This window comes from Pyxidicoccus sp. MSG2 (assembly GCF_026626705.1).
Classification (GTDB): Bacteria; Myxococcota; Myxococcia; order Myxococcales; family Myxococcaceae; genus Myxococcus.
Window position 1 is genome coordinate 5196628 of sequence record NZ_JAPNKC010000001.1, and the last position, 24421, is coordinate 5221048.

Annotated in this window: 20 protein-coding genes; 11 read left to right on the forward strand and 9 right to left on the reverse strand. The window is 69.8% G+C overall.

What is annotated here, in order from left to right:
• Positions 1 to 14 precede the first annotated feature (14 nt).
• Both OV427_RS20150 and OV427_RS20155 read right to left on the reverse strand, forming a co-directional pair.
• The gene (locus OV427_RS20150) at positions 15 to 1631 is read right to left on the reverse strand and encodes an acyl-CoA carboxylase subunit beta (protein ID WP_267857753.1); all 1617 of its coding nucleotides are present in this window, start codon (positions 1629 to 1631) and stop codon (positions 15 to 17) included.
• 5 nt (positions 1632 to 1636) lie between these two features.
• Positions 1637 to 3346, reverse strand: coding sequence for an acyclic terpene utilization AtuA family protein (locus OV427_RS20155; RefSeq protein ID WP_267857754.1), 1710 nt, complete (start codon positions 3344 to 3346; stop codon positions 1637 to 1639).
• Between the two features lie 127 nt (positions 3347 to 3473).
• Here OV427_RS20155 and OV427_RS20160 point away from each other — a divergent pair, with 127 nt between their 5' ends.
• Positions 3474 to 4103, forward strand: a complete 630-nt coding sequence (locus OV427_RS20160) for a TetR/AcrR family transcriptional regulator (RefSeq protein ID WP_267857755.1) — start codon at positions 3474 to 3476, stop codon at positions 4101 to 4103.
• 40 nt (positions 4104 to 4143) lie between these two features.
• Positions 4144 to 5022 carry an SDR family oxidoreductase gene (locus OV427_RS20165; RefSeq protein WP_267857756.1) on the forward strand — a complete coding sequence of 293 codons (879 nt, stop codon included), beginning with the start codon at positions 4144 to 4146 and terminating at the stop codon, positions 5020 to 5022.
• 6 nt (positions 5023 to 5028) lie between these two features.
• Here OV427_RS20165 and OV427_RS20170 read toward each other — a convergent pair whose 3' ends face one another.
• The 3 genes from OV427_RS20170 to OV427_RS20180 form a co-directional block, all read right to left on the reverse strand.
• Complete coding sequence (locus OV427_RS20170) at positions 5029 to 7869, reverse strand: vanadium-dependent haloperoxidase (protein WP_267857757.1); 2841 nt, start codon at positions 7867 to 7869, stop codon at positions 5029 to 5031.
• Between the two features lie 56 nt (positions 7870 to 7925).
• Positions 7926 to 8465 (reverse strand): hypothetical protein, encoded by a 540-nt coding sequence (locus tag OV427_RS20175; protein WP_267857758.1) that lies wholly within the window; start codon positions 8463 to 8465, stop codon positions 7926 to 7928.
• A 61-nt stretch (positions 8466 to 8526) separates the two neighbouring features.
• Positions 8527 to 8994: a macro domain-containing protein gene (locus OV427_RS20180; RefSeq protein ID WP_267857759.1), complete on the reverse strand. Its 468-nt coding sequence runs from the start codon at positions 8992 to 8994 to the stop codon at positions 8527 to 8529.
• Here OV427_RS20180 and OV427_RS20185 point away from each other — a divergent pair.
• Complete coding sequence (locus tag OV427_RS20185) at positions 8993 to 9226, forward strand: hypothetical protein (protein WP_267857760.1); 234 nt, start codon at positions 8993 to 8995, stop codon at positions 9224 to 9226. The genes OV427_RS20180 and OV427_RS20185 overlap by 2 nt on opposite strands.
• Positions 9227 to 9314: 88 nt before the next feature.
• Here OV427_RS20185 and OV427_RS20190 read toward each other — a convergent pair whose 3' ends face one another.
• The 3 genes from OV427_RS20190 to OV427_RS20200 all read right to left on the reverse strand — a co-directional run bounded on the left by OV427_RS20190 (position 9315) and on the right by OV427_RS20200 (position 14093).
• Positions 9315 to 9842 (reverse strand): hypothetical protein, encoded by a 528-nt coding sequence (locus OV427_RS20190; RefSeq protein WP_267857761.1) that lies wholly within the window; start codon positions 9840 to 9842, stop codon positions 9315 to 9317.
• Positions 9843 to 9859: 17 nt separating this feature from the next.
• Entirely contained in the window at positions 9860 to 10483 is a 624-nt protein-coding gene (locus OV427_RS20195) for a hypothetical protein (protein WP_267857762.1), read from the reverse strand.
• 199 nt (positions 10484 to 10682) lie between these two features.
• On the reverse strand, positions 10683 to 14093 hold the full coding sequence (locus OV427_RS20200) for an amidohydrolase family protein (RefSeq protein ID WP_267857763.1): 3411 nt from the start codon (positions 14091 to 14093) through the stop codon (positions 10683 to 10685).
• A gap of 274 nt (positions 14094 to 14367) precedes the next feature.
• On the opposite strand from OV427_RS20200, the gene OV427_RS20205 reads away from it, so the two are divergent.
• From OV427_RS20205 to OV427_RS20230, 6 genes are all read left to right on the forward strand, one after another.
• The gene (locus OV427_RS20205) at positions 14368 to 15363 is read left to right on the forward strand and encodes a hypothetical protein (RefSeq protein ID WP_267857764.1); all 996 of its coding nucleotides are present in this window, start codon (positions 14368 to 14370) and stop codon (positions 15361 to 15363) included.
• A gap of 146 nt (positions 15364 to 15509) precedes the next feature.
• Positions 15510 to 15959, forward strand: coding sequence for a PaaI family thioesterase (locus tag OV427_RS20210; protein WP_267857765.1), 450 nt, complete (start codon positions 15510 to 15512; stop codon positions 15957 to 15959).
• Between the two features lie 7 nt (positions 15960 to 15966).
• Positions 15967 to 16425, forward strand: a complete 459-nt coding sequence (locus OV427_RS20215; RefSeq protein WP_267857766.1) for a PaaI family thioesterase — start codon at positions 15967 to 15969, stop codon at positions 16423 to 16425.
• A gap of 86 nt (positions 16426 to 16511) precedes the next feature.
• The gene (locus OV427_RS20220) at positions 16512 to 18332 is read left to right on the forward strand and encodes a hypothetical protein (protein ID WP_267857767.1); all 1821 of its coding nucleotides are present in this window, start codon (positions 16512 to 16514) and stop codon (positions 18330 to 18332) included.
• A gap of 117 nt (positions 18333 to 18449) precedes the next feature.
• Positions 18450 to 19256: a DUF4142 domain-containing protein gene (locus tag OV427_RS20225; protein ID WP_267857768.1), complete on the forward strand. Its 807-nt coding sequence runs from the start codon at positions 18450 to 18452 to the stop codon at positions 19254 to 19256.
• Positions 19257 to 19842: 586 nt separating this feature from the next.
• Positions 19843 to 20973, forward strand: coding sequence for a hypothetical protein (locus tag OV427_RS20230; protein WP_267857769.1), 1131 nt, complete (start codon positions 19843 to 19845; stop codon positions 20971 to 20973).
• A 126-nt stretch (positions 20974 to 21099) separates the two neighbouring features.
• Here the strand turns inward: OV427_RS20230 and OV427_RS20235 are convergent, their stop codons facing one another.
• Positions 21100 to 21429: a hypothetical protein gene (locus OV427_RS20235; RefSeq protein WP_267857770.1), complete on the reverse strand. Its 330-nt coding sequence runs from the start codon at positions 21427 to 21429 to the stop codon at positions 21100 to 21102.
• Positions 21430 to 21750: 321 nt separating this feature from the next.
• Between OV427_RS20235 and OV427_RS20240 the strand changes: the two genes are divergently transcribed.
• Positions 21751 to 23103 carry an RtcB family protein gene (locus tag OV427_RS20240; protein WP_267857771.1) on the forward strand — a complete coding sequence of 451 codons (1353 nt, stop codon included), beginning with the start codon at positions 21751 to 21753 and terminating at the stop codon, positions 23101 to 23103.
• 258 nt (positions 23104 to 23361) lie between these two features.
• Positions 23362 to 24312, forward strand: coding sequence for a TIGR02266 family protein (locus tag OV427_RS20245; RefSeq protein ID WP_267857772.1), 951 nt, complete (start codon positions 23362 to 23364; stop codon positions 24310 to 24312).
• The last annotated feature ends 109 nt before the right edge of the window (positions 24313 to 24421 follow it).

Genomic DNA, 24421 nt, shown 5'->3' on the forward strand with positions numbered 1-24421 from the left:
GCGGTCCGTCCCTCTCACAGGCGCGCCACGCCGAAGGTGTTGGGCTTGAGCTCACGCCGCTTCGCCTCGCGGCACACGGACAACGTGAACCCGAGCACCCGCCGCGTGTCGCGCGGGTCGATGAGCCCGTCGTCGAACATCCGCGCGCTGCAGTTGAACGGATGCGACTCCTTGTCGAACTGGTCGATGATGGGCTGGCAGAACGCGCGAATCCCCTCCTCGTCCACCGTCTCTCCCTGCCGCGCGAGCTTCTCGCCGAAGACAATCGACATCACCTTCGCCGCCTGCTCGCCGCCCATGACCGCGGTGCGCGCGTTGGGCCACGCGAAGATGAAGCGCGGGTGGAAGGGCCGGCCGCACATGCCGTAGTTGCCCGCGCCGAACCCGCCGCCGATGAGCAGCGTGAGCTGCGGCACCGTCGCGTTCGCCACCGCCTGAATCATCTTCGAGCCGTGCTTGACGATTCCGGCCTGCTCCGGCTGCGTGCCTACCATGTAGCCCGTCGTGTTCTGCAGGTAGAGGATGGGCGTGTCCGACTGGCAGCAGAGCTGGATGAACTGCGCCGCCTTCGTGGCGCCCTTCGGCGTAATCGGCCCGTTGTTGCCGATGATGCCGATGGGCATCCCGAAGATGCTCGCACGCCCGCAGACGGTGTGCGGGTCGTACTCGTCCTTGAAGCCGGCGAACTCGGAGCCGTCGACGATTCGCGCGATGACCTCGCGGCAGTCGTACGGCTTGCGGTAGTCCACCGGGACGGCGCCGCACAGCTCGTCGGGGGAGTAGACGGGCTCGGCGTACGGCGCCTGCGCCTCACGTGCCAGCCGCGCGTTCCACCCGAGCTTGGCAACGATTTCGCGCGCCATGCGGATGGCGTCGGCGTCGTCCTCCGCGAGGTAGTCCGCCGTCCCCGCCACCGTGGCGTGCATCTCCGCGCCGCCCAGGTCCTCGTCGGTGGCAATCTCGCCCGTCGCGGCCTTGAGCAGCGGCGGGCCCGCGAGGAAGACCTTGGCCTTCTTCTTCACCATGACGACGTAGTCGGACAGGCCCGGCAGGTACGCGCCGCCCGCGGTGCTGGAGCCGTGCACCACCGTGACTTGAGGGATGCCCGCCGCCGACAGCTTCGCCTGGTTGTAGAAGGTCTCACCGCCAGGGATGAAGATCTCCTGCTGGTACATGAGGTTGGCTCCGCCGCTCTCCACCAGGGACACCAGGGGGAGCTTGTTCTCCAGCGCCATCTCCTGCGCCCGCAGCGCCTTCTGCACGCCCCACGGCGACGCAGTGCCGCCCTTGATGGCGGAGTTGTTCACGAAGACCATGCACCGCACACCGGACACGTAGCCGATGCCGATGATGCTGTTGCCTCCGGCCAGCGAGCCGTCGCTGTCGTCGTGGTAGCCGTAGCCGCACAGCGTGGACAACTCCAGGAACGGAGTGCCCCGGTCCAGCAGGAGCGTCAGCCGCTCACGCGGAAGGAGCTGGCCGCGCTTGTGGAACTTCTCGCGCGCCTTGCTCTCCGTGTTGCGGACCTTGGCCTCCACCTCGCGCAACTCCGCGACGCGCGCGAGCATGTCCGCGCGGTGGGCCTTGAAGGCCTCGGAGCCCGGGTCGATTCGGGACGTGATTCTCGGCATTGGTCTCACCCCTGCCCTTCGCGCAGCAGCGACTCGGGAATGTCCATGTGGCGCGAGCGGAGCCACTCGCCCAGCGCCTTGCCCTGCGGGTCGAAGCGCGTGGAGGACGACACGCCTTCTCCCAGGATTCCGTCGATGACGAAGTTCAGCCCCCGCAGATGCGGGAAGACGTGCCGCTCCATCGGGAAGGCCGCGGCCTCCGGGAGCAGCTCGCGGAGCTTCTCCGGCGTCAGCGTGTGCGCCAGCCAGCGCCAGGCTTCATCCGTCCTCGCCCAGACGCCGATGTTCGCGGTGCCACCCTTGTCCCCGCTCCGCGCGGCGACGATGCGCCCCAACGGCGCGCGGCGCGTGGGACCTGACGCAGGTGGCGCGGGAAGCACGGGCGCCTCTACCGGCGCCAGGGCCAGCGTCTTCTCCGAGGGCGGAATCACGGTGCGCGTTCCGTCGGCGAGCACGGCGACATGCTCCACCTTGCCCGCCTCCACATAGGCAGGCGTGTAGACGCCATACGGTGCACCGTCCGACGGCGGCGCCGTCATGGTGAAGCCCGGGTAGCTGCCCAGCGCCAGCTCCACCGCGGCGCCGCTGAAAGCACGGCCCACCAGCTTCGGGTCCGCGTCCTTCACCACCACTCGCAAGAAGGCGGCGGCCTGCTCCTCCGTGGCGGCGTCCTCGCGGTCCGTGCGGACCAGCGTCCAGTGGACCTCCTTCGGCTTGCGGCCCATCGCCGCGTCCAACTGCTCGCGGACGAGCCGGGCCTTCTCCTCGATGTCGAGCCCCACGAGGACGAACGTCGCCTCGTTGCGATAGCCACCGAGGTTGTTGAGGCAGACCTTCACCGTGGGAGGCGGCGGCTCGCCGCGCACCCCGGTGATGCGCACGCGGTCCTTGCCCTCAGAGGACAGCGAGATGCTGTCGAAGCGCGCCGTCGCATCCGGCCCCGCGTACCGGGCCCCGGTGATTTCGTAGACGAGCTGCGCGAGCACCGTGTCCACCGTCACCGCGCCGCCCGTGCCCGGATGCTTGGTGATGACCGAGCTGCCATCCTCGTGCAGCTCCGCCAGCGGGAAGCCGGGACGGCGCGCATCCACCTCCGTGAAGAAGGAGTAGTTGCCGCCCGTCGCCTGCGTGCCGCACTCCAGCACGTGGCCGGCCACCATGGCCCCGGCCAGCCTGTCCCAGTCGTCCTTCTTCCACCCGAAGTGCGCCGCCGCCGGGCCCACCACCAGCGATGCGTCCGTCACGCGTCCCGTGACGACAATGTCCGCGCCCGCGCGCAGGCACTCGGCGATGCCCCAGGCGCCCAGGTACGCGTTGGCCGTGAGCGGACTGCCCAGGCCGAGCGCGTCCGCGCTGCCAGAGAGGTCATCCCCCTCCACGTGCGCCACCTGCACCTTCACGCCCAGCTTGCCGGCCACCTCGCGCAGCGCGGCGGCGAGCCCGGCCGGATTCAGCCCTCCCGCGTTGGTGACGACCTTGACCTTCTTCTCCACCACCAGCACCAGGCACTGCTCCATCTGGCGGAGGAACGTCTTCGCGAAGCCCGTGGCCGGGTCCTTCATCCTGTCACGGCCGAGAATCAGCATCGTCAGCTCGGCGAGGTAGTCGCCGGTGAGGACGTCGAGCTGCCCGCCCTCCAGCATCTCCTTCACGGCCGAGAAGCGGTCTCCGTAGAAACCCGAGGCATTGCCGATACGCAGGGGGGACGCGCTCATGCTCTCTCCATCCGGCCGAGGGCAGGTCTGCCCATGCCGCCAGCCAGGGTCCAAATCAGTGTGGGAGGCCCTCCATAAAAAAGCAAGCGCGCTTGCTTTTTTCTCCCGCGACTTTCATCCTCGGGGTGTGAGTGACTCATCCGGCGCGACGGGCAGGCAGGAGCAGGAGCGCAGCCGCGTCACGCGCCAGCGGCTGATGCAGGCGGCGATTGGCGCCCTCTGTGAGCTGGGGTGGGCGGGCGCCACCATGACCGTCATCGCCGAGCGCGCGGGCGTGTCTCGCGGCGCGTGCCAGCACCACTTCCCCACCCGCGCGGACCTGGTAGCGGCGGCGGTGGAGTACGTCGGACAGCAGCAGGTGGAAGAGGCCCTGCGCCGGTCCGCCGTGCTCCCGGCGGACGAGCGGCGCACGGAGGCCATCCTCCACATGCTCGCGGACATCTACACGAGCCCCCTGTTCATCGCCGCCGTGCAGCTCTGGGTCGCCGCCGCAGCGGACCCGGAGTTGCGCGCGCAGCTCACGCCCCTGGAGGCGCGCACCGGCCGCGAGGTGCACCGGCTCACGGTGAAGCTGCTCGAGGTGGATGACAAGGACTCGGAGGTGCGCGAATTGGTGCAGGCCTCGCTGGACCTCGTTCGCGGGCTCGCGCTGGCGAACCTCCTTCGCGATGACAGCGCCCGGCGGAAGAAGGTGCTCCACCGGTGGGCTCGCACGCTCGATGCGGCGCTCGGCGCCCGGCGCTCACGCAGGGACTGACGTTTCTTCTTTCAGGTACACGCCAACATCTGGAGGTGACATGGGTTACCGCTCTCTCTTCGCGCCGGGCTGCTTCAAGGACCGCAACGTCATCGTGACGGGCGGCGGCAGTGGCATCGGCCGCTGCACCGCGCATGAATTGGCATCGCTGGGCGCGCACGTCGTCCTCGTCGGCCGCAAGCAGGACAAGCTGGAGGCCGTCGCCGCGGAGCTTCGCGAGGACGGCGGCGAGTGCTCGCTGGAGGTGGTCGACATCCGCAACGAGGACGGCGTGAAGGAGACTGTGGGCCGCATCGTCGCGGCGCGCGGGCGCATCCACGGCCTGGTCAACAACGCGGGCGGGCAGTTCCCCTCGCCGCTGGCGGCCATCTCGAAGAAGGGCTTCGAGGCGGTGGTGTCCACCAACCTCACGGGCGGCTTCCTCATGGCGCGCGAGGTGTACCTCCAGTCGATGAGCAGCCACGGCGGCGCCATCGTCAACATGCTCGCGGACTTCTGGGGCGGCATGCCGGGCATGGGGCACTCGGGCGCGGCACGCGCGGGCATGCTCAACCTCACGGAGACCGCCGCCGTCGAGTGGGCCGCGTCCGGCGTGCGCGTCAACGCCGTGGCCCCCGGGTGGGTGATGTCCAGCGGCATGGACAGCTACCAGGACGAGGGCGTCAAGGCGCTCATCCCCCTGCTCAAGAAGGAAGTCCCCCTGCAGCGGCTCGCCAGCGAGTCCGAGGTGAGCGCCGCCATCGTCTTCCTGCTCACCGACGCCGCCGCGTTCATCACCGGCGACGTCATCAAGATTGACGGTGGGGCCTCGTGCAACACGAAGATCTACCCCCTCGAGGAGACCTCCGCCTCCAAGTCCTACGAGGGCTTCCACCGCGCGCAGGCGCCGCGCATCCTCGGTGGAGAGCCCAAGAAGTAGCGGGCTTCAGGGGACCTCGGTGCCCTCGAAGAAGCGCCGGGCGCGGGCCACGGCGGACAGGCCCACCTTGCTGCCGAGCCTCCGGCCCACGAAGTCATCCGGGGTGAGGTGGATGCCGCCCCACAGCCGGGACTGTCCCGCCTGGTCCGCGGCGTCGGCATAGGTGGCCCACTGCAGGCGCACGTCGGTGGTGGGGCCGCGCTCGAAGGTGAGGTAGCTGTTGGCGCCCGCGACGAACTCGCCGAGGCCTCCTGGGAAGTACTCGCTGCCGGTGAGCGCGGTGAGCACCTCGGCGGCGGAGCGGCTGAAGGTGCTGTGCCCGGAGATGAAGCCCGGGAAGGCCGGCGTCACAAAGGTGCGCAGCTGGTAGGGCATCCACTCCACCGCACGAATCCACGCCGAGCCACCCACCTCGTTGCGGCGGTCTCCCGGTTCGCCCCGCCACGCGTGCACCGCCACCTGCCCCACGAAGCGCGCCAGGTGCGCGTGCCGCTGGCCCGGCGCGGAGCTCTCCGCGGTGATGACCTCGATGAGCCCCGGCACCAGCGGCAGGCCGTCCGGGTGGTACGCCGGGCCGCTCGGGTCCGTGGACTGGCCCAGCTTCCCCATGTACCGGATGAGCGAGAGCGGCCGCGCGCCGAGGAACTCGCGCTTCACCTCCCACGCGACGATGGCCGCATCGTGCACCGCGCCGTTGAGCGCGAGGTACACCTTCACGTCCCACTCCAGCGCGTCCAGTTCGGGGCCCGTGCCGAACAGGCGCCGCGAGAAGCCGGGCGCGTCCGCCACGCTGTTGGCGAGCACGTTCCAGTGCCCCGGCGGCGTCTCCGACTTCGGGCCGTCCGCCCAGAACTCCGCCAGCACGCGGCCGAAGTCTCCGCGCCGCACCATCCGCTGTGCATAGGGCTGGCCGGTGACGGGATTCACCGAGCGGCCGGTGCCGTCATTCGCGCCCAGGCTGTTGTTGCCGAGCGAGCCGGGCGACGTGTCCATCATCTCGTCACTGCCCAGCCAGCTCTCCTTGCGCAGCACGTCCACCACGTGCGTGCGCACCTCCGCGTCGAACTTCGGCGGACTGCCCGGGTCCAGGTACAGCCCGCCGCCCGCCGGCCGCGTCAGGGCGAACGGCGTCACGTTCCTCCAGTGCGCGCCGATGTACCCCTGCACCCCGGAGCCGGTGATGATGCCGTTCTGCGTGACGGACACCGCCAGGTTGAGCGGCTGCCATACGGACGGGTCCGCCAGCGTCACCAGCGGCGTGTCCACCACCAGCGGCGTGTTCACGAACTGGAAGCCCGTGGTGTCCTTGTAGTCGTTCTGCTCGTTGGCCCCGTCGTCCGCGCCCGCGCTGATGATGGCCTGGCCGATGCGGTTGCCCACGGCGCGCGGACTGTCGCCCGTCGCCACGGTGTCGTCCGGCGCGTAGCCGAGCTTCTCCATGAAGGCGCGGAAGCACACCGCGGAGGTGGGCCCGCCGACGGCCTTCGTGTAGCGGTGCGCGAGGACACGGTACGCCGCGTAGCTGAGGGCCTCCGCGCGCGCGGCTGACACGTCGCTGGCGGTGTGCTTCTCGCGCAGGAAGACGCCGTCCGCCGTCGCGTCGTACGCGGCCCACGCGTCCCACATGGCCGCGGACACGTGGTACAGGTTGCGCGCGTGCACCGTCGGACGCGGGATGTCGCGACGGATGGCATTGAGGAGCTGCTCATCCCAGCGGCGGGCGATGGTGCCCGTCGGCTTCGGGTCCACCGCCGCAGCGGGACACGTCACCGCCGGGGGTGTCGGCGTCACGACGTCGGGCGCGAACGCAATCTCCGCGCCCCCGTGCACCAGCGCGCCGGCATCTAGTCCGCCCGACAGCACGTTGCCTCCGACGGCCCAGACTCCACCTTCCGGGTCCGTCCACGCGGCGTGCAGGGACTCCACGGGCGCGGTGTTGTCGAGGTCCGCCTGGGCCCACTTCCCCGCCGCGCGCCGATAGATTTCGCCCCGGAAGCCCGTGGCCCAGCCGGTGCCGTCCTCGGAGAGGGAGACGCCCTGCATGAGCGGGGTGCCCTCGGGGGCGCGGCTCACGAAGCGGCCGGCGGCCTCGTCCAGCTCCAGGATTTCGCCCTGGTTCTCTCCTCCCACCACCGCGACGACACCTCCCGCGCCGTGCACGGTGAAGAGGCGGCTGGTGGTGCCGGTGGGAAGCACCGCGAAGGCGCCGCCGCCGCGCGAGCGCATCGCCACGCCCTGCGCACCCACCACGTACACGTCACCTCCGGTGCCCCACACCTTGAAGAAGCCGGGGATGTCTCCGTCGGCGGTGCGCGGCAGGTCGGCGAGCGGCAGCGGCACTTCGCTCCACTGCGTGCCGTCGTAGTGCCAGATGAAGCCGCCGCGGTCGGACACGGCGCCCACCGCGTACAGGTTCTCCGGGGTGGAGCCCCAGATGCCGTACACGGTGTGGCGCGCGAGGCCCGGCGTGCGCATGCGGGTGAAGGCTCCATTCTCGTAGCGGAGGACGGTGGCGCTGCCTCCGGACATCAGCACCGGGCCATCCTTGAAGGCGTGCACCCACCACAGGTCTCCGCGCAGGCCGGTGGGCACTTCGGTCCAGGAGGTGCCGTCGAAGTGGAGCACCTCGGGCCCGCGGCCCCGGTCCGCGCCCACGGCCCACACGTCGGTGGCCGAGCGGCCGGAGATGCCGAGCAGCGCCTCCGGGCGGACCTGCGTCACCGTGGCCCAGGCGAGGGGCTCCGGTGTGGGGATGGGGTCGGGCTCGTCGGGGCAGCCGGTGAGCAGTGCGCCCAGCGTGAGGGAGAGGAGCCAGCCACGGAAGGGGGTGTGGAGGTGCTGCGGCATGGTGCGACTCCTGCGTGTCGCGAAGGTGGGATTGCGGCGAGTGGATGCGCCGTGAGTTACGGGAACGGGGTCTCCGCCCACTGGAGGGTGCCGGTGCGCGAGTCGGAGCCGTGCTCGCCGTCGTCGCTCGCGAAGGACGCGTTCAGGCGGACCTCGCGGTCCACGGCTTCGAACGGGTCTTCGATGACGAGCAGCAGTCCTTCAAGCTTTGCCGGCTCGCCCTCCTGCGGGGGCCGGTCGAAGCGCAGGTTGACGGAGTAGGGGGCCGAGAGTTGCTCTCCGTCGGAGATACGCTCCAGGGACAGCTTCACCTTCGCCTTCACGTTGGTGAGCTCCCAGACGCGCAGGGAGACGAAGACGTGCTGGCTGCCCTGGCCGCCTTCGTTCAGGTCCAGCGTGCTGCCGTCCTCGATGGGGGAGAAGGAGACGCCCGTGCCCACTTCGAACTGGCGGAGCGGGCCCTCCGGCCCGGGACAGCCCGCGAGCCCGAGGCCCAGCGCGAGCCAGCCAAGGCACAGGGCACTGCGAACCGTGCGAGCACGGTGGAGGGAACCCGAAGTCACCTTGCGTGACGAGGGGAAAGAACGGGGGCTCAACACGAAAGACTCCGGGGCTGCCGGCCGCTTCCGGGAGCATACGTGAATTCGCGAGCGGGGATCAGGCGGGGCGGAAGCGAACCACCCGCACCTCCAGGTCGCCGGCCTCGGCGTCCAGGACGTGGCGCATCAACTCCAGGGCGCGCTCCTCGTTGAAGCTGCCTGAGCCAGAGCCGATGAGGGGGAAGGCGAGGGAGCGCAGGTTGTGCTCACGGGCCCTGGCCAGGGCGTTGCGCACGGAGTCCTGGATGGAACGTTGCGATGCCCTCCAGAGCATGTTGATGCCGGCGACGTGGATGATGGCCTTGTAGGGAAGCCGGCCGGCGGAGGTCACCACCGCCGTGCCGAGCGGCATCGGCCCCACGCGGCCGAGCTCGCGGAACGGGCCGAGCCCCGCCTTGCGCTTGATGGCGCCGGAGACTCCCTGCGGCAACAGCAGCCACCAGGGGATGATGTTCCGGTTCCAGGCGTTGACGATGGCTTCCACCGGCTGGTCGAGCAGGTCTCCTTCGACGATGTGGACGGGCATGGGCGCGAGTCTCTACCATTGGCGCATGGACATGCGCGAGGCGCTGCGAAGGGCCTATCCGAGCCATGGGCCTGACTGGGACGCGGCCATCGAGGCCGGCGTCGACGTCTCCCTCTTGGAGGAGAATCTCCGGCTCACCCCGACAGAGCGTCTCGAGCAACTCCAGCGCATGACCGAGCTGTACGAGGCACTACGACCCAAGGAGGAGCACGAAGACGAGCAGACCTCCTGACACCCACGCCAGGAGGCCCCTCGTTTCACACGGTGCTCAGTCGCACTCGTGCGTCACGGTGTGTGTCGTGGCCTTCGGGCCTTGGTCTTCACGTGCCGCCATCCAGCCACTGAAGGGGAAGCGGCTGCGGCTCGCCCCAGGTGGTGTCGCCCACGGGAATGGACGGCTCAGGCGAAGTCTCCGGCAGCCCTGCATCCGTGCCTTCAGGAGGAGGCAGCGCTTCGGGCTCACCATCGAAAAGACGCCGAAGGATGCGACCATCCGGGCTGATGGCGTATTTCACTCCGCCATCCAGCATCCGCGGGCCCGGCTGGCAGGCGCCAGGGTCAGCGCTGATATCCACGAAGATGAGGCCGTCCTGTTTGATGACCCGGTAGCGATACGACGCCTGCCGGTTCCAGCAGGACTTCCCCCGGGCATCTGGTGGCAGGAAGTCATTGGCCGCCATCGCGAGGGCCTGGAGCACTGCACCGTCCAACTCGTATGGCTGCCCTTCCACGCTGACCCGCGTCGCTCCTTGCTCGTGGAAATTGGGGAAGACAATGGACAGGTCTTCTTCGCTGGGGGCAGTGCGCCGGCTTGGAGTCCGCACGCAGCTGGCGAGCAGCATGGCCACGGCCAGGAGCAGACTCCTCATGGAGGACTCCTTCTCGTGCAAGGCTGACGCATCTCGCGGATGGAGAAGTCCTCCCCGTCATCAGCGCTCCACACGACGGAGCCCGTCTGCTCGCAGCTCCATCTACCCTCCGCCTGGGTCCACTTCAGGAGTTGTCCCGTCATGGGAATGTACTGGTGAAAGCCGTCACATGTGGGCTCTGCGACGTGGTTGGAGAAGAACGCCACCACCGAGAGCCGGAGACGCCCATCCTTTGTTTCGCTCTCGAAGCCATGCTCCGTTCCTTCCGAAACAATGAAGCGGATGTCTCGGTCCGTGAGCTCGCTGCCATACGGATGATTGTGGAGGGCATAGACGTACTTGAGGCTCTCGGACGGGAAACGTGCGTCCTCGACCGTTGAAGGGAGGAGACAACTCTTGCTGCGCTGCACGGGGTCCACCCTCGACTGGTCCGTCAGCTTGCTGACGACGTATTGCTCGTCCGGGGTGTAATACAGCCAGGCGCAGTACTCGCTGGAGACCCTCCAGCGCGTCTGGAAGTCCTGATGGTCCCTCCGCCCGGCGCTCGCGTAGGGCTTCGCGAGAATCCGTTTACAGGCAGCGAGGAGCGCATCGGAATACGAATCGAAGGGTCCCAACATCGGTCCCGGAATCTTCTCCAGGAAGGGTGCGCCAGGAGCCGGGCGCGCGATGTCGGGGTCAGCGACCTGGGACGACGCGCAGCCCAGGCCCAGCAGGGCGAGGAAGGCTGACCTCCAAAGTGCTCCCGAGCGCATCGCGCCAGGATGCTACGGGACCTCCTGACACCCACGCCAGGAGGCCCCTCACTTCACACGGTGCTCAGTCGCACTCGTGCGTCACGGTGTGTGCCGTGGCCTTCGGGCTCCAGCCTTCGTTCCCGTCCTTCTCGAAGAAGAACTTCGCGCGCTGGCGCTGTCGCGTCCCCACCTCGTTCAGCGTGGCCGCGTCGTACAGGTGCCCGTTCACCATCGTGTAGCGCACCGTGCGGCTGTTCTGGATGGACTCCAGCGGGTTCTTGTCCAGGACGATGAGGTCCGCCAGCTTCCCCTCCTCCAGCGAGCCCACTTCCTTGTCCAGCCCCAGGTACTTCGCGCCACTCAGCGTCCCCGCGCGCAGCGCCTGCAGCGGCTTCATCCCGCCCTGGCCCATCATCGCCAGCTCCCAGTGCGCCGCCAGGCCCTCGCGCTGGCCGTGCGCTCCGAGCTGGATGCTCACGCCCGAATCATTCAGCTCCCGCGCCACCTTCGCCGCGTTGAAGTGGTTGAGCTCGTCCTCCGGCACCTCCATGCGCCGACGGCTCCGGCTGTCCACCACACGCCTGGGCACGAACGACAGCAGCCGCTCGTCCTCCCAGACGTTCGTCGTCTGGTACCAGTAGTTCTCACCCCAGTTGCCGCCGTACGCCACGCCCAGCGTCGGCGTGTAGCCCGTGCTGCTCTTCCCCCAGAGCTGCTTCACGTCCGCGTAGATGCGCGCCACCGGAATCGCGTGCTCCACGCCCGTGTGCCCGTCCACCACCATCGTCAGGTTGTGGTTCAGCAGCGAGCCACCCTCCGGCACCACCAGCATCCCCAGCTCCCGCGCCGCCTGGAGCACCTTCTGCCGCTGGTCTCTCCGCGGCTGGTTGTAGCTCTTCACGCTGAACGCCCCGATGGCCTTCATCCGCCGCATGTGCGAGCGCGCGTCGTCCAACGTCTCAATCGGCGCGCGGTAGCCCGCCCCCGCCGCGCCATACAGAATCGTCCCCGTGGAGAAGATGCGCGGCGCCAGCAGCGCCCCCGTCTTCCCCAGCTCGCTCGCCGCGAACACCTGCTCCGACGAGTTCGACGGGTCGTGCAGCGTCGTCACACCAAACGCCAGCGACGCCGCATGCACCCAGCTCTGCTCCGGCATCAGCCCGTCCACGCCCATGGCCCCGTGCCAGTGCACGTCGATGAGCCCCGGCATCAACGTCTTGCCCTTCACGTCCACCACCTTCGCCCCCGCCGGCACCTGCACCTTCCCCGCCGGTCCCACCGCGACGATGCGGTTGCCCCGCACCACCACCACGCCATTCTCGATGACCTCGTCACCCTTCATCGTGATGACGCGCCCACCGACGAAGGCCAGCGTGCCCTCTGGCACGTCCGTCTTCGCCACGAAGGAGATGTCCACGCCCTTCTCCGGCGCCGCGGGCAGCTTCTCCGGCGCGCCGTCCATGAAGCGGAAGCTGTCCTTCAGCTCGCGCGTGAAGAGCTCGGGCCCCAGCGCCCAATGCAGGCGCTTGCCGTCGCCGCTCCAGTGCAGGTACTCGCCCGCGTCCTTCGTCACCCGCGCCACCGGCAGCGCCTTCGCCTCGGGCCCCACCGCCGCCGACTTCGCTCCACGCGGGAACGGCGTGATGAACGCGTTGAAGTTCTCCCGGAACGCCACCCACTGCTCGTCCGGAGACACCCGGTACTCCGTCGCCTCCGCGCTCGTCAGGTGCGTGCGCTCCTCCCCGCCGACCAGGCTGATGCTCTTCAGCGAGCGCACGTCCTCCTTCTCCTTCGACTCCACGTTCAGGAAGTACACGCGGTCCGAGCGCGCGCCGAAGTGCGGCTGCTCTCCGTCCCGCACCAGCCGCTTCGCCACGCCACCCGCCGCCGGCATCACGAACAGGCCCGTCTCGCGGCTCCACTGCCCGGGCATCAGGTAGCCGTCACCCGACGCGCGATACACCAGCGACTTCCCGTCCGGGCTGAGCGCGGGCTCCACGTAGTAGCCCGGCTTCGTCGTCAGCACCTTCCCCTCGCCGCCCGTCGCGGACACCATGCGGATGCTGCCCAGCTTCTCGTCGTCCCACGTCGTGTAGACGATGGACTTCCCGTCTCGGGAGAACGACGGGAAGAACTCCAGGTGGTCCTCCTGCTTCGTCACCCGCTTCGGCGTGCCGTTGGGCAGCTCGCGCACGTAGAGCTTCCCGAGCGCCTGGTACACCACGCGGTCCCCGCGCGGCGACACCTGCACCCAGCGCAGCATCTTCGCCTCGAACTGCTCGGGCGCCACCTGCTGCGGCGAGCGCACCGCCTGGAAAATCGTGCGCGTGTCCTTCACGTGGAAGGGAATGGGCGTCACCTTCTTTGACGCCACTTCGATTCGCTGCAGCTTGCCGCCCGCCCAGAAGACAATCGACTGGTTGTCCCGCGTCCACGCCATCGTCGGGTACACGCCGTGGATGGCCCACGTCTCCTGCATGTCGCGGTCGAGCCCGTAGTACAGCGGGCGCTCCGCACCCGACGCGACGTCGGTGACGTAGAGGACGCTCTGGTTGCGCACGCGGCGGATGAACGCGAGCTGCTTGCCGTCTCGCGACGGCGTGGGCCGAATCGAGCCGCCCGGGCCCGAGACGAAGGGGTCGATTTCCTTCGTCTCCAAATCCAGCCGCTGGATGGCGTAGATTTCGCCGTTCGGGTCCTTGTTGTACTCGAACGTCTTCCCCGGCGTGACGTCCTGGCTGAAGTAGACGTAGCGGCCGTCGTGGGAGAACGCGGGCTCGCCCAGGTCCTTCTGGTCGTTCGCGCGCTCGGTGAGCTGCACGCCCTCACCGCCGGAGCGGTGGTACATCCACGCCTCGCCCGCGCCCAGCGAGCGGCGCGCCGTGAAGTGCTTGCGCGCGACGATGAACTGCCCGTCCGGACTCCACGCGGGGCTGTTGAGCAGGCGGAACTTCTCCTGCGTCACCGCCTGCGCATTCGAGCCGTCCCGCTTCATCACCCAGATGTTGTCGCCGCCGCCGCGGTCGCTCGTGAAGGCAATGGACTTCCCGTCCGGGCTGTAGCGCGGCTGCATGTCCCAGGCGACGCCGGAAGACAGCGCCTTCGCCTCGCCGCCGCCGATGGGCAGCTCGTAGATGTCGCCCAGCAGGTCGAAGACCAGCGCGTCCCCGGCCGGGCTGACGTCCACGTTCATCCACGTGCCCTCGGTGACGTCGATGCTCACCTGGGTGGCGGGGAAGCCCGGCGCGTCCACCTTCCACGCGTCCTTGTCCTTGTCCTCCTTCGCCGCGTCCTTCGCGGCGTCGGCGGTGGCGGGAGTGCCTCCGTCCACCTCGGCGGCGCGGGCAGCCTCACGCGCGGCGTCATCCTTCTGCTTCTGCTCCGGCGGCGGGGGTTGGTCCTGCTTCGCCTGGGGCGTCGTCGTGGGCTGCGCGGCCAGCAGCGCGCCGGGAAGCAGCAGCGCGGCGCAGAGGGCGGAGGTCAGTCGTTTCACCGGGAGTCCTCGTGAAAGGGCGGGTGTGTCGGGTGGGGGAGACTACCCGGCCCCGTGGGGCCAGAGGTTGCGGGCCGTGAACAGGCTGACGGGCAGGCGTGTTCCTGGCGGTGTAAGGTGCGCGCGGGGTGAAGCGGCGGACGGTCCGGCTGTCACAGGGCAACGCCCGCCACTCCGCCCCGTCGAGCACCACCGCACCGAGGGGGAAACACACCATGCCGCCGTGCAGCACCGTCCGGGCCACCGGCCCTCGCCCTGGCCGGGAGGACCGGCCATGAAGAAGCTCGCCGTCCTCATCATCCACGGCATCGAGGTGGACGACCCGGGTCTCTTCGACACCGCCCTGCGCCTGCTCCGCGAGCAGTTCACCGCGCAGACGGGCGCGGCCTCCCTGGGTGCACTCGAGGTGGAGACCGTGAACTGGGCCTCCGTGCTGGAGGGCGCGGAGAAGGACTTCCTCGCGCGACATGCCCCGCCCGACGCGGAGGACTACTGGAAGTCCCTCTACGACGGCGTGCGCAACGTCAATCAGGGCCGCGAGTCCGCGCTGGTGCCACTGATGCTGCGCATGATGAAGCCGTCCCTGCGCGGCATGGACCTGCGCTACCCCGGCCTGCGCTGGCTCATCGTCCACTTCGTGGGCGACATCATCGCCTACCAGAGCAACCCCGCGGACCCGGACGTGTACACCGGCATCCACCGCAAGGTGGCCGAGGCGCTCGGCCGGCTGCGCGCGCGGGCCGGTGACACCGCGCCCCTGTGCGTCATCTCGCACAGCCTGGGCGGCGTCATCGCGAGCAACTACTTCTACGACTTGCAGACGCACCGGCAGACGGGGCGCGACATCATCGAGACGTCCATCCGCGCGGTGCAGGGCGATTCACCGCTGGAGCGCGGCGAGACGCTCAGCCGCTTCTACACGCTGGGCACGCCCATGGCGCTGTGGAGCCTGCGCTACCGGCACACGGAGTTGGACCGCCCCGTCCAGGTGCCCGCGCCGGAGCTGGCGCGCTACCACCCGGGCCTCGGCGGCGAGTGGCTCAACTTCCATGACGACGATGACGTCTTCGCCTGGCCGCTCCAGCCGCTGAGTGATGCCTACCGTGAGGCCGTGGAGGACCGCCCCGTGCGCCTGGCCGGGCCGCTGTTCTCGTGGACGCCGCTGGTGCATCCCTTCTACTGGTCCGATGACTCGGTGATGGGCGCCATTGGCGAGTCGCTCGCGGAGGCGTGGCGGGAGCTGGAGGCCACACCGCCCGTCGCGGCGTAGGAACACGCGCGCGGTATTCGAGGAATCGAAGAGAGATGCCATGACCCGGAGAGAGCTCCGGGTTCAGCGGCCTTCCAGACGTCGACAATGAGCAGTCCGTTGAAACCAGCGCGCCATGCGCCGGTGATTCTGCTATCCGCATCCGCATGTCGGACTTCACGCTTCCCGATGACAAGGCGGCGCGGCTGGAGCGCTGCTCCGTTTTCTACACGGACGTCGTTCCGCACAACCACGCGCTCGGCCTGAAGCTGGTGGACATCGGTCCCGCCGAGGCCACCGTCGAGCTGCCCTATGCGGACTTCCTCGTCGGCAACCCGGAGACGGGCGTGCTCGCCGGCGGTGCCGTGACGACGCTCATCGACGCGACCTGCGGCTCGGCCGTGTTCCTGAAGCTGGGACGCTTCGCGCCGCTCGTCACGCTGGATTTGCGCATCGACTACCTGCGCCCCGCGCGCCCCGGCAGCACCCTCACCTGCGTGGCCGAGTGCTACCGCATGACGCGGCAGGTGGCCTTCGTCCGCGCGCTCGTGCACCAGGGCGACAAGAGCAATCCGGTGGCCTCTTCGCAGGGCACCTTCATGAAGCTGGAGGAGTGAGAGCACCATGAGCGACACGACGCCCACCGCTCCCCTCGCAGACCTCGTGCGACAGGTGCGCAAGACGCGCGAGTACCGGCAGCTCACCGACGCGATTCCCTACACGCGGTACATGGGCATCGGCGTGGAGAACCTCGCCGGAGAGATGCTCTGCCGCATGGCCTACACGCCCAAGCTCATCGGCAACAGCCTGCTGCCCGCCCTGCACGGCGGCTCGCTGGGCGCGCTGCTGGAGTCCGCCTCCGTCTTCGAGTTGCTCCTCCAGACGGACACCGAGCGCGTGCCCAAGGTCATCTCGCTCACCGTGGACTTCCTGCGCTCGGGCAAGCCGCAGGACACCTTCGCCAAGGCGCTGATTACGCGCCAGGGCCGGCGCGTCGCCAACGTGCGCGTCGAGGCCTGGCAGGATGACCGCACCCGCCCCATCGCCAGCGCCCACGCGCTGTTCCTGCTCGCCGAGCCCTGAGACGGGGCCGACGCAACCCGGCCCCATGGCTCGCGATAATCCCCGTGTAGGTCTGGCGCCCAGGCGCCAAAGAGGGGGGATTCAACATGGACGGCGTTTCTCGTTTTTCGGGCCAGAGCAGCCCGCGTATCTCGTCGACGCAGCAGTCTTCTCCAGCGCCGGAGTCCGGCTCCCGCCCGGAGCCCGAGACAGCCCAGCGCGAGCGGGTGGACCTGTTCTCCCAGAGCCGCTTCGAGTCCGGCAACCCGGTGCGCGCCTTCTCCGAGCCCGCCGCGCCTCCAGCGCTCCCGCCGCCTCCGCCCCTGCCTCCGGATGCAACCCAGGAGCAGCGTGAGACGGCCGCGCGGCAGTGGCAGGACTACTGCAACCAGTTCAAGACGAACGCCCTCACCGAGCTCACCCGCAAGAAGGACACCCGGCTCCCCGACGCCGCCGCCAACACGCTGATGCACGGCGGCAGGAGCAGCGACGTCTTCGTCGCCGGCCGCTCCAACGTGCCCGGCAACGAGAACGTCCCCGCCTTCTTCCAGGACTTCCCCAGCAGCGCCAACCGGCAGATGCAGCTCTACACCTTCTGCCGACCCGAGCCGGGGCAGACGCTGAACCCGAACGACCCCAAGCAGTGGGCGTCCTTCGAGGTGTACGGCGACATCTGCAAGGCGTACTCGGACCCGGGCTTCACCAGCGACAAGCTGGGCACCAACTCCGTGCTCGGCTTCCCCGACTCCGGCCGCGAGGACGCGCGGCGCACCGGCGCACCCTTCCTCGAGGACCCGCTGGTGAAGGACCGGGCCGAGGTGCCCTTCCAGAAGTTCCAGAACGGCTACCTCGTGGACCTGGGCGGCAAGGTGCAGGCCTTCGGCCTCGACGGCAAGCGCCTGGGCACCGCGTGGCCCGAGGGGAAGATGGACGCCGGCGGCGTGAGCGGCCCCGGCGGTCCCCAGAAGCCGACGGGCCCGTACGGCGTCTTCGGCGCGAGGACGGGCGACACGTCCTTCGGCAACGAGACGGTGCAGCTCGGCACGTCCGCCCAGTACGGCGGCGCCATCAACAGCCTCGTCTACGACGGCAAGGAATTCATCAACAACATCGACCATGGCCGGCAGATGCAGGTGGCGTACTCGCTGGACAGCAGCGGCGAGACGCTGATGCCCACCGAGGCCGGCAACAACCGGGACTTCGACGGCCCCACGTCCACCACCGTGGTGCGGGGCGTGGACGTGAAGGACGGCAGCGTCACCACCACCGTCAACCCCGCCTACTGGCTGGAGCCCGGCGAGGCCGCCGGTGGCTACAACGGCCCGAACGCCCGCGTCGCGAAGAACACCACCGAGGTGTCCGCGGACACGCTGTCCAAGACGGTGACGGCCGGCGTGGGCGGGCACTCCAACGTCATCCAGTACGACAGCCACATCCACCTGGCCGAGAAGCACGACAACATCTACGTGGAGGCGCCCACCACGTACATGCCGGAGGAATTCGAGCGTCACTTCCGCTTCGACCCGGCCACCGGTGAGACACGCGAGTACGCCCGCGTCCACTCGGAGCTGGACCCGAAGGACCCGAACGCCAAGGGCTTCAAGGACGAGGCCGGCAACGTGCCGCTCATCGTCTCCACGCCGGACGGCAAGCACGCCATGGCCATCTGGTCTCCGGACGAGGCGCGCACGGACCTGCAGTACCGCTTCCACCAGTTCGACTTCGCCAACACCGGCGGAGACACCCGGTACAACGCCAGCAAGATGGGCGTCACCTTCGGGCTGGGCAACAACGTGCCCCAGGACATCGACACGCGCACCTACGTCGTCGTCGGCACCGTGGACGAGGTGAAGGCCCGCCTCGCGGAGCTGTACGGGCAGAACCCCACCGGCGTGAACCGCGTCTGGCCGGAGTCGAAGCCGATTTGAGGCGTGCCCTGCGCTCCTGCGTCGGGCCGCTCGCTCCGCTGGCCGCCCTCCCCTGGTCTCTCGCATGCCGTCGCCTCCACCTTCCAGCCGGAACTTCCATGCCGAAGGAGGCAGGCAATGAAGCGATGGATGGGTTGGATGCTGATGGGCTCGCTGGCGATGGGAGGGGCGGCCATCGCGCAGGACGCGCCGGGGCAGAAGCAGCCCTCGGAGGACCGCAGCGGGCAGAAGGAGAGCGGAGCGCAGAACGGGACGGATGACACCCAGGGCATGTTCCGCATGGGCGAGGCCGACGCCATCGACCAGGGCGCGGATGTGACTGACACGACCGGAGGCATGCAGGGCACGGGGGGCTCCGGCCAGCAGGCCCAGCCCGCGAAGCCGGATGCGGCCGGCGCGAAGTTGATGGACGAAGGGCTGCTGCCCATCCCCACCACTGAGCAGGCCTATCTGGAGATGCTGCACCACGGAAACCAGAAGGAGGTGCGGCTCGGCCAGCTCGCGCAACAGAAGGGCACGTCGCAGGGCGTGAAGGACTTCGGCGCGCGGCTGGTGAAGGACCACCAGGCCGCGGACCAGAAGCTCCTGACGTACGCGCAGAAGAAGAACCTCCAGCTCGGTGAGCCGAAGGCGGACGACGACTTCACGAAGACGATGAAGAACGCCAGCGAGGCCGACCTGGCGAAGCTCCAGTCCCTCCAGGGTCCCGCCTTCGACCGCGCCTTCCTGGCCAGCATGGTGGGCGGCCATGACGCCAACATCGCCAAGGTGATGGCCGGACAGAAGCAGTTCGCCAGCAACGCCGAGCTGAAGGGACTGCTCGACGGACTGCTGCCCACGATGAAGGCGCACCGTGACGAGGCGTACCGCCTGCTCGGCCAGGAGAAGCCGCGCCAGGCCCGCACGCCGCCGCAGACCCGCTGACGCGGCTCGTGCGCTCGGCGCGTGATGACCGACACGGTGTCGCGGGGGAACGCGTCGTCCCGGGTCCACGCCTTGACGTGCGTGGACCCGGCGCCGTCACCCGGGCACCTTTTGGACCGGAACACAGCTCCACGACGCGCGGTGGAGGCTGGAGCACCGGGGGACAGGCCCGCAGTCCCGCGGTGCACAGCGAGGCCCGCATGCCCCGCGGGCCGGGCTCGTCCGCGGCCGTACGGACCTTGGGACGCGGGTGTGGGTTGATGGGGCGCAACCGGCGCTGCCGTGCTCGCGTGCACACCCCGGCCAGGGTCCGCGCCCGGCTTCCGGGCCGGCTCGGAGGCTTTCCTTGTTACAGGGCCCTTCCCCATTTCTACAGGGTGCGGCGCCGCGTGCGTCCCGACTGCGTGCGTCTGGCGTCGCACCCGAGGCGGGGCCGCCGCACGGCCGGTAACAGGCGGCTGCGGCGCCGGGTGGAGAGTCCGCCAGACACCGGACCTTTCAACGGCCCTGCACCGTCCGGCACGTCCCCTGCTTCCTGTCCCCCCCATCGGCAAGGGGGGCCAGGGAGATGGGCGAGCGGGAGTTGATGAAGTTGAGGGAGCTGAAGGAAGCCGCGCACGCCCTGTTCGCGAGGGGGCGGTATGTCCAGTGCACGGAGACCTACGCGCGCATCCTCCGGCTGGCTCCGAAGGACCCGAACGTGCGCGTGCGCCACGCGGAGTCCTGCCGCCGCGCGGGAGACCGCCAGTCGGCCATCGCCTCGTATCGTGCCGCGTCGGAGCTGCTGATGGAGCAGGGCTGCGAGTCGCGGGCCCGGGGCGCGCTGCGCGCCGCGCTCGAGCTGGACCCGAAGGACCCGATGATCATCGCGGACCTGGCGCGGCTGGGACAGCAGGCGTCGCCCGTCAGTGCGCCGGAGGACGAGCGAGTCCATCCGCTGGGCGCCACCGGATTCTTCGAGCGGCAGGGCACCGCGTCCGCGAAGGGCGCCGCGACGCCTCGAGCCTCCCACCCGGGACACGTGTCGCCGCCGCCTCCGCCGCCTCCGTCGTACATCCTCCGCGCGGCCGAGGAGACTCCCGCGCCGGCGGCACTTCCCGCCGTGCCCGCCGTCGCGCCGCTGCACGCGGACGCACCGGGTGCGACGGGGCGGGCCCTGGCGCCGATTCCCCGGATGAACCCGGTGCGCGCGAGCGGTGTCGTGCCGAGCATCACCCCCGTCATCCAGGGACGGCTCATCACCCAGGCGCCGGTGCCGGCCGGAGATGGGGCCTCGGGGAGGCCAGCCGCCGTGCCTCCGGCGCCGCGTCCCTCGCGTCCCAGCCTGGCCACGATGGCGCCGCTGCCCGCGCTGGCCCGTTCCGCGGGAGCGCCGCTGCCTCGTCCAGCGGCCACGCCGGGACAGAACGTGGTCCCGGGTTCAGCCTCGCTGACGATGCTGCCGATTCCTCCCCGGGCGGGTGCGACTCCCGGAGCCGGCGGTGACGCTCGCGCCGCCGCACCGGCTGCGATGCCGTACCGTCCCGAGCTGCGCCGCCTGGGCCCGAATGCCGTCGCGCTCCGGGTGTCGCCGCAGGCGCGCTGGGTCATCATCCGCTCGGACAGCCCGCTGGAGGTGAGCCGCGCCGAGTCGCTCCCCGCGCCCGGCGCGCAGCAGGCCGGGGCGGCGTATGCACCCGAGCCGCACTCCGTGAGTCCCGCGTCCGCCAATCACTGAGCCTCCAAGAGAGGCACTGCCGAGCTGGACGCGCGCCGTGTCCGGCGCACTGCCGAGCTGGACGCGCGCCGTGTCCGGCGCACTGCCGAGCTGGACGCGCGCCGTGTCCGGCGCGCGTCCGAGTGCCTACATGGACACGGACTTCTTCGGGTCGATCTGCTTCTTCTGCTCGGGAACCGGAGCCTTCACGGGCGTCTGCTGCGCCTCGGTGCTCTCGGCGGGCAGCTGCGCCTTCACCGGCGCCTCGCAGTGGTCACCCTTCCGGTTCGGGTGGCAGTGCCGGATGCCGTACACGTGGTGGCAACCGCAGGGGTCCACCCGCTTCTTCGCGCAGGTGGAAGGACTGAACACCGGCGCGGCCACCATCTCCGGCGTCTCCTTCGTGTACGACTGATTCTGTTCCACCGGGGCCGTGTTCAGCGCCACCGCCAGGAAAATCCCACCGAGAAAACCCATCGCCCCACCCCCTACCTGGATGCTGAGCAATGGATGGGAATGGGCGCGGTACACCGCAAGCCCCATGGCGATCGGATTCGTGCCGTTCGCATGCGAGCCGACTGTCGCTCGGCCCTCCGCGCGCGGGGGCACGCGCCCCGTCTCATCCCAAGGTGGGAGTCCGACGTCGTCACGGCAACACGGAGCCGGAGGAAATCACTCGCCTTCCCGCCTGCCCCCCCACCATCCTCGGTGCGAGTCGGATTTCGGGCGCCGCCGGTCAGCCTCTCCCGGACGCTCCCGTCCCTGCCGCCTGTTCAGCCCTCTCCGGGGAGTCACGCCATGAGCTGGAAGCAGCATCTGGAAAAGGCCGCCGAGGGCCACTACGTCCTGCCGAAGACCAAGAGCATGAAGGTCGACGCGGACCTGTTCCTGTCCGACAAGCTGCTCTGGGGCGAGGGCCCCGAGCTGCCCGGCCTGGAGGACGCCGTCTTCGACCAGGTGGTCAACGCCGCGTCCTTCCCGGGCGTCACCCGCGTCGCCGTCACGCCCGACTGTCACGTGGGCTACGGCGTGCCCATCGGCACCGTCGTGGAGACGGACGGCATCCTCCTGCCCACCGCCGCCGGCTACGACATCGGCTGCGGCATGGTGCAACTGCAGACGTCCCTCATGGCCGAGGACGTCGCCGACCCCGTCAAGCGCCGCAAGTGGATTGACGAGGTGACCAAGCGCATCGCCGTGGGCGTGGGCGCCAGCCGCGTGCAGAAGCAGCGCAAGGTCACCGACCGCACCTTCGCCGAAGTCGTCCGCCACGGCGCCAAGGCCCTGGGCCGCGGCTCGTCGATGACCGAGCGCGACTTCATCCCCGTCGAGGACGACCGGGTGGACATCCCCGACCGAGCCTTCGGCAAGCGGGACCAGCTGGGCAGCCTGGGCGGCGGCAACCACTTCACCGAGATGCAGGTGGACCAGGACGGGCGCGTCTGGGTGATGCTCCACACCGGCAGCCGCGGCTTCGGGTGGAACATCGCCAAGCACTTCTTCGTGGCGGGCGCCGCGCACCTCGGCCTCAAGAGCCGCAGCGAGGACCTCATCTGGCTGGACGCGGAGAGCGCCCTGGGCCGCGAGTACTGGAACCTCCACAACATGGCCGCCAACTTCGCCGTGGCCAACCGGCTCATCATCGGCGAGGCCGTGTGCGCCTCGCTCGAGGACGTCTTCGGCGGCACCGCCAGCGTCTATTACGAAATCTCCCACAACCTCATCCAGAAGGAGGCCGGGAAGTTCGTCGCACGCAAGGGCGCCACGCGCGCATTCCCCGGCAAGCACCCCGCGCTCAAGGGCACGCCATGGGAGAAGACGGGCCACCCCATCCTCATCCCCGGCTCCATGGAGACGGGCAGCGCCATCCTCTTCGCGGAAGCAGGCGCGGAGAAGTCCATCTACTCCGTCAACCACGGCTCCGGCCGCCGGCTGTCTCGCGGTGAGGCGCGGCGCGTGCTGAAGCAGGACGTCACCGACAAGCGCATGGCCGAGGCGGGCATCCTCCTCAACACGCGCACCACGCCGCTCGACGAGTCCGGGCCCTGCTACAAGAACCTGGACGACGTGCTGGAGACGGTGGAGCTGGCCGGGCTCGCCAGGGTCGCCCACCGCCTCAAGCCCGTCGCCTGCATCAAGGGCGCGGACTGACTCACGCCGGGGCCCGCGCCCCGGACGCCGGGTCGGGCGGAAGGAACGTTCCTTCCATGGGGAGGCCCGTCCGGGGGCTCCCCGTGTCTGGAAGGAGACGCGCCGTAAGCCCCTGGAATCCGGGCGCGCGATGCCCGCCTGCCCACTCCGCACGGGTGGGTGGGACCCCACTCCCCGAGTCCCGCGAAGGGGACGGGACGTGGGGCTCGTGGGGGCGGGCCGGGAACGCTACAGTGGGTCGCCTTGGAGTCTCCGAGAATGACCTCGCCGTCCCCTGCTGCCCGCCCGCCTCCGGCTCCTGCCCGCGAGGCGGAGCTGACTCGCGCCGAGAACGAGCTGTCCTCCCATGAGGCCCGCCTCGCCGAGCAACTCGCCCGTGCCACCGCCGAGGCGTCCGCGCTCACCCAGCGGTTGAACCAGACGCTCGCGGCGCTGGAGCGCGTGCGGTCGGAGCCCGACGCGGACCCGGTACTGGAGGAGCAGGCCGAGCGGCTGCAGTCGGCCGTGGTGCCCGGACTGGAGGTCGAGGCTCCGCGCGAGAAGGCGCTGGCGGCCCGCCAGGCGGCACTGGAGGCCCGGCGCAAGGCAGGCCAGGAGATGCAGGCCGCGCTCAAGGCGCACCAGGAGCAGGCGGCACACGTGGCGCGCGCGGTGGCCGACGCGGAGACGGTGGTGAAGCTCCAGGTCGAGGCAGCCGCGGCGCGCACCCGGGCAAAGCAGGAAGCGGCGGCGCGGGCCCAGCAGGACGCGGTGCGAGCGCGGCAGGCCGAGCAGGCCCGGGCACAGGGGGCGCAGGCTCCGGCTCCGGCGGTTCCGCCGGCCATGGTTCCGAAGAGCAAGAGGCCCTCGGGGGCGACCGAGGGGCTGGACGCGCGGCGCAACGGGCGGGTGCGGATGCACACGTCCATCGACATGCGCAGCGACTCCAACTTCTTCACCGGCTTCTCGATGGACATCAGCGAGGGCGGCGTCTTCATCGCCACGGTGGACCCGGTGGCGCGTGGCACGCAGGTGGAGCTGGACTTCACGCTACCGGGCGGCCGGCCCATGAAGGTGACGGGCGTGGTGCGCTGGGTGCGCGAGTCCAATCCCCGCACCCCGGAGCTGATGCCCGGCGTGGGCGTGCAGTTCACCGGGCTGGCACCCGAGGTGGCCCACGCCATCACCTCGTTCGTCACCACGCGAGACCCGATGTTCTTCCCGGACTGAAGGCCGGGCACGGCGCGCGTCCCTCCGCCGCATCCGTCCGCTATTCGACCGGTTCTCGCTGCGCGGCGCCAACCTTCGGGATTATCCTTCGCGAAAGACAGACAATGCG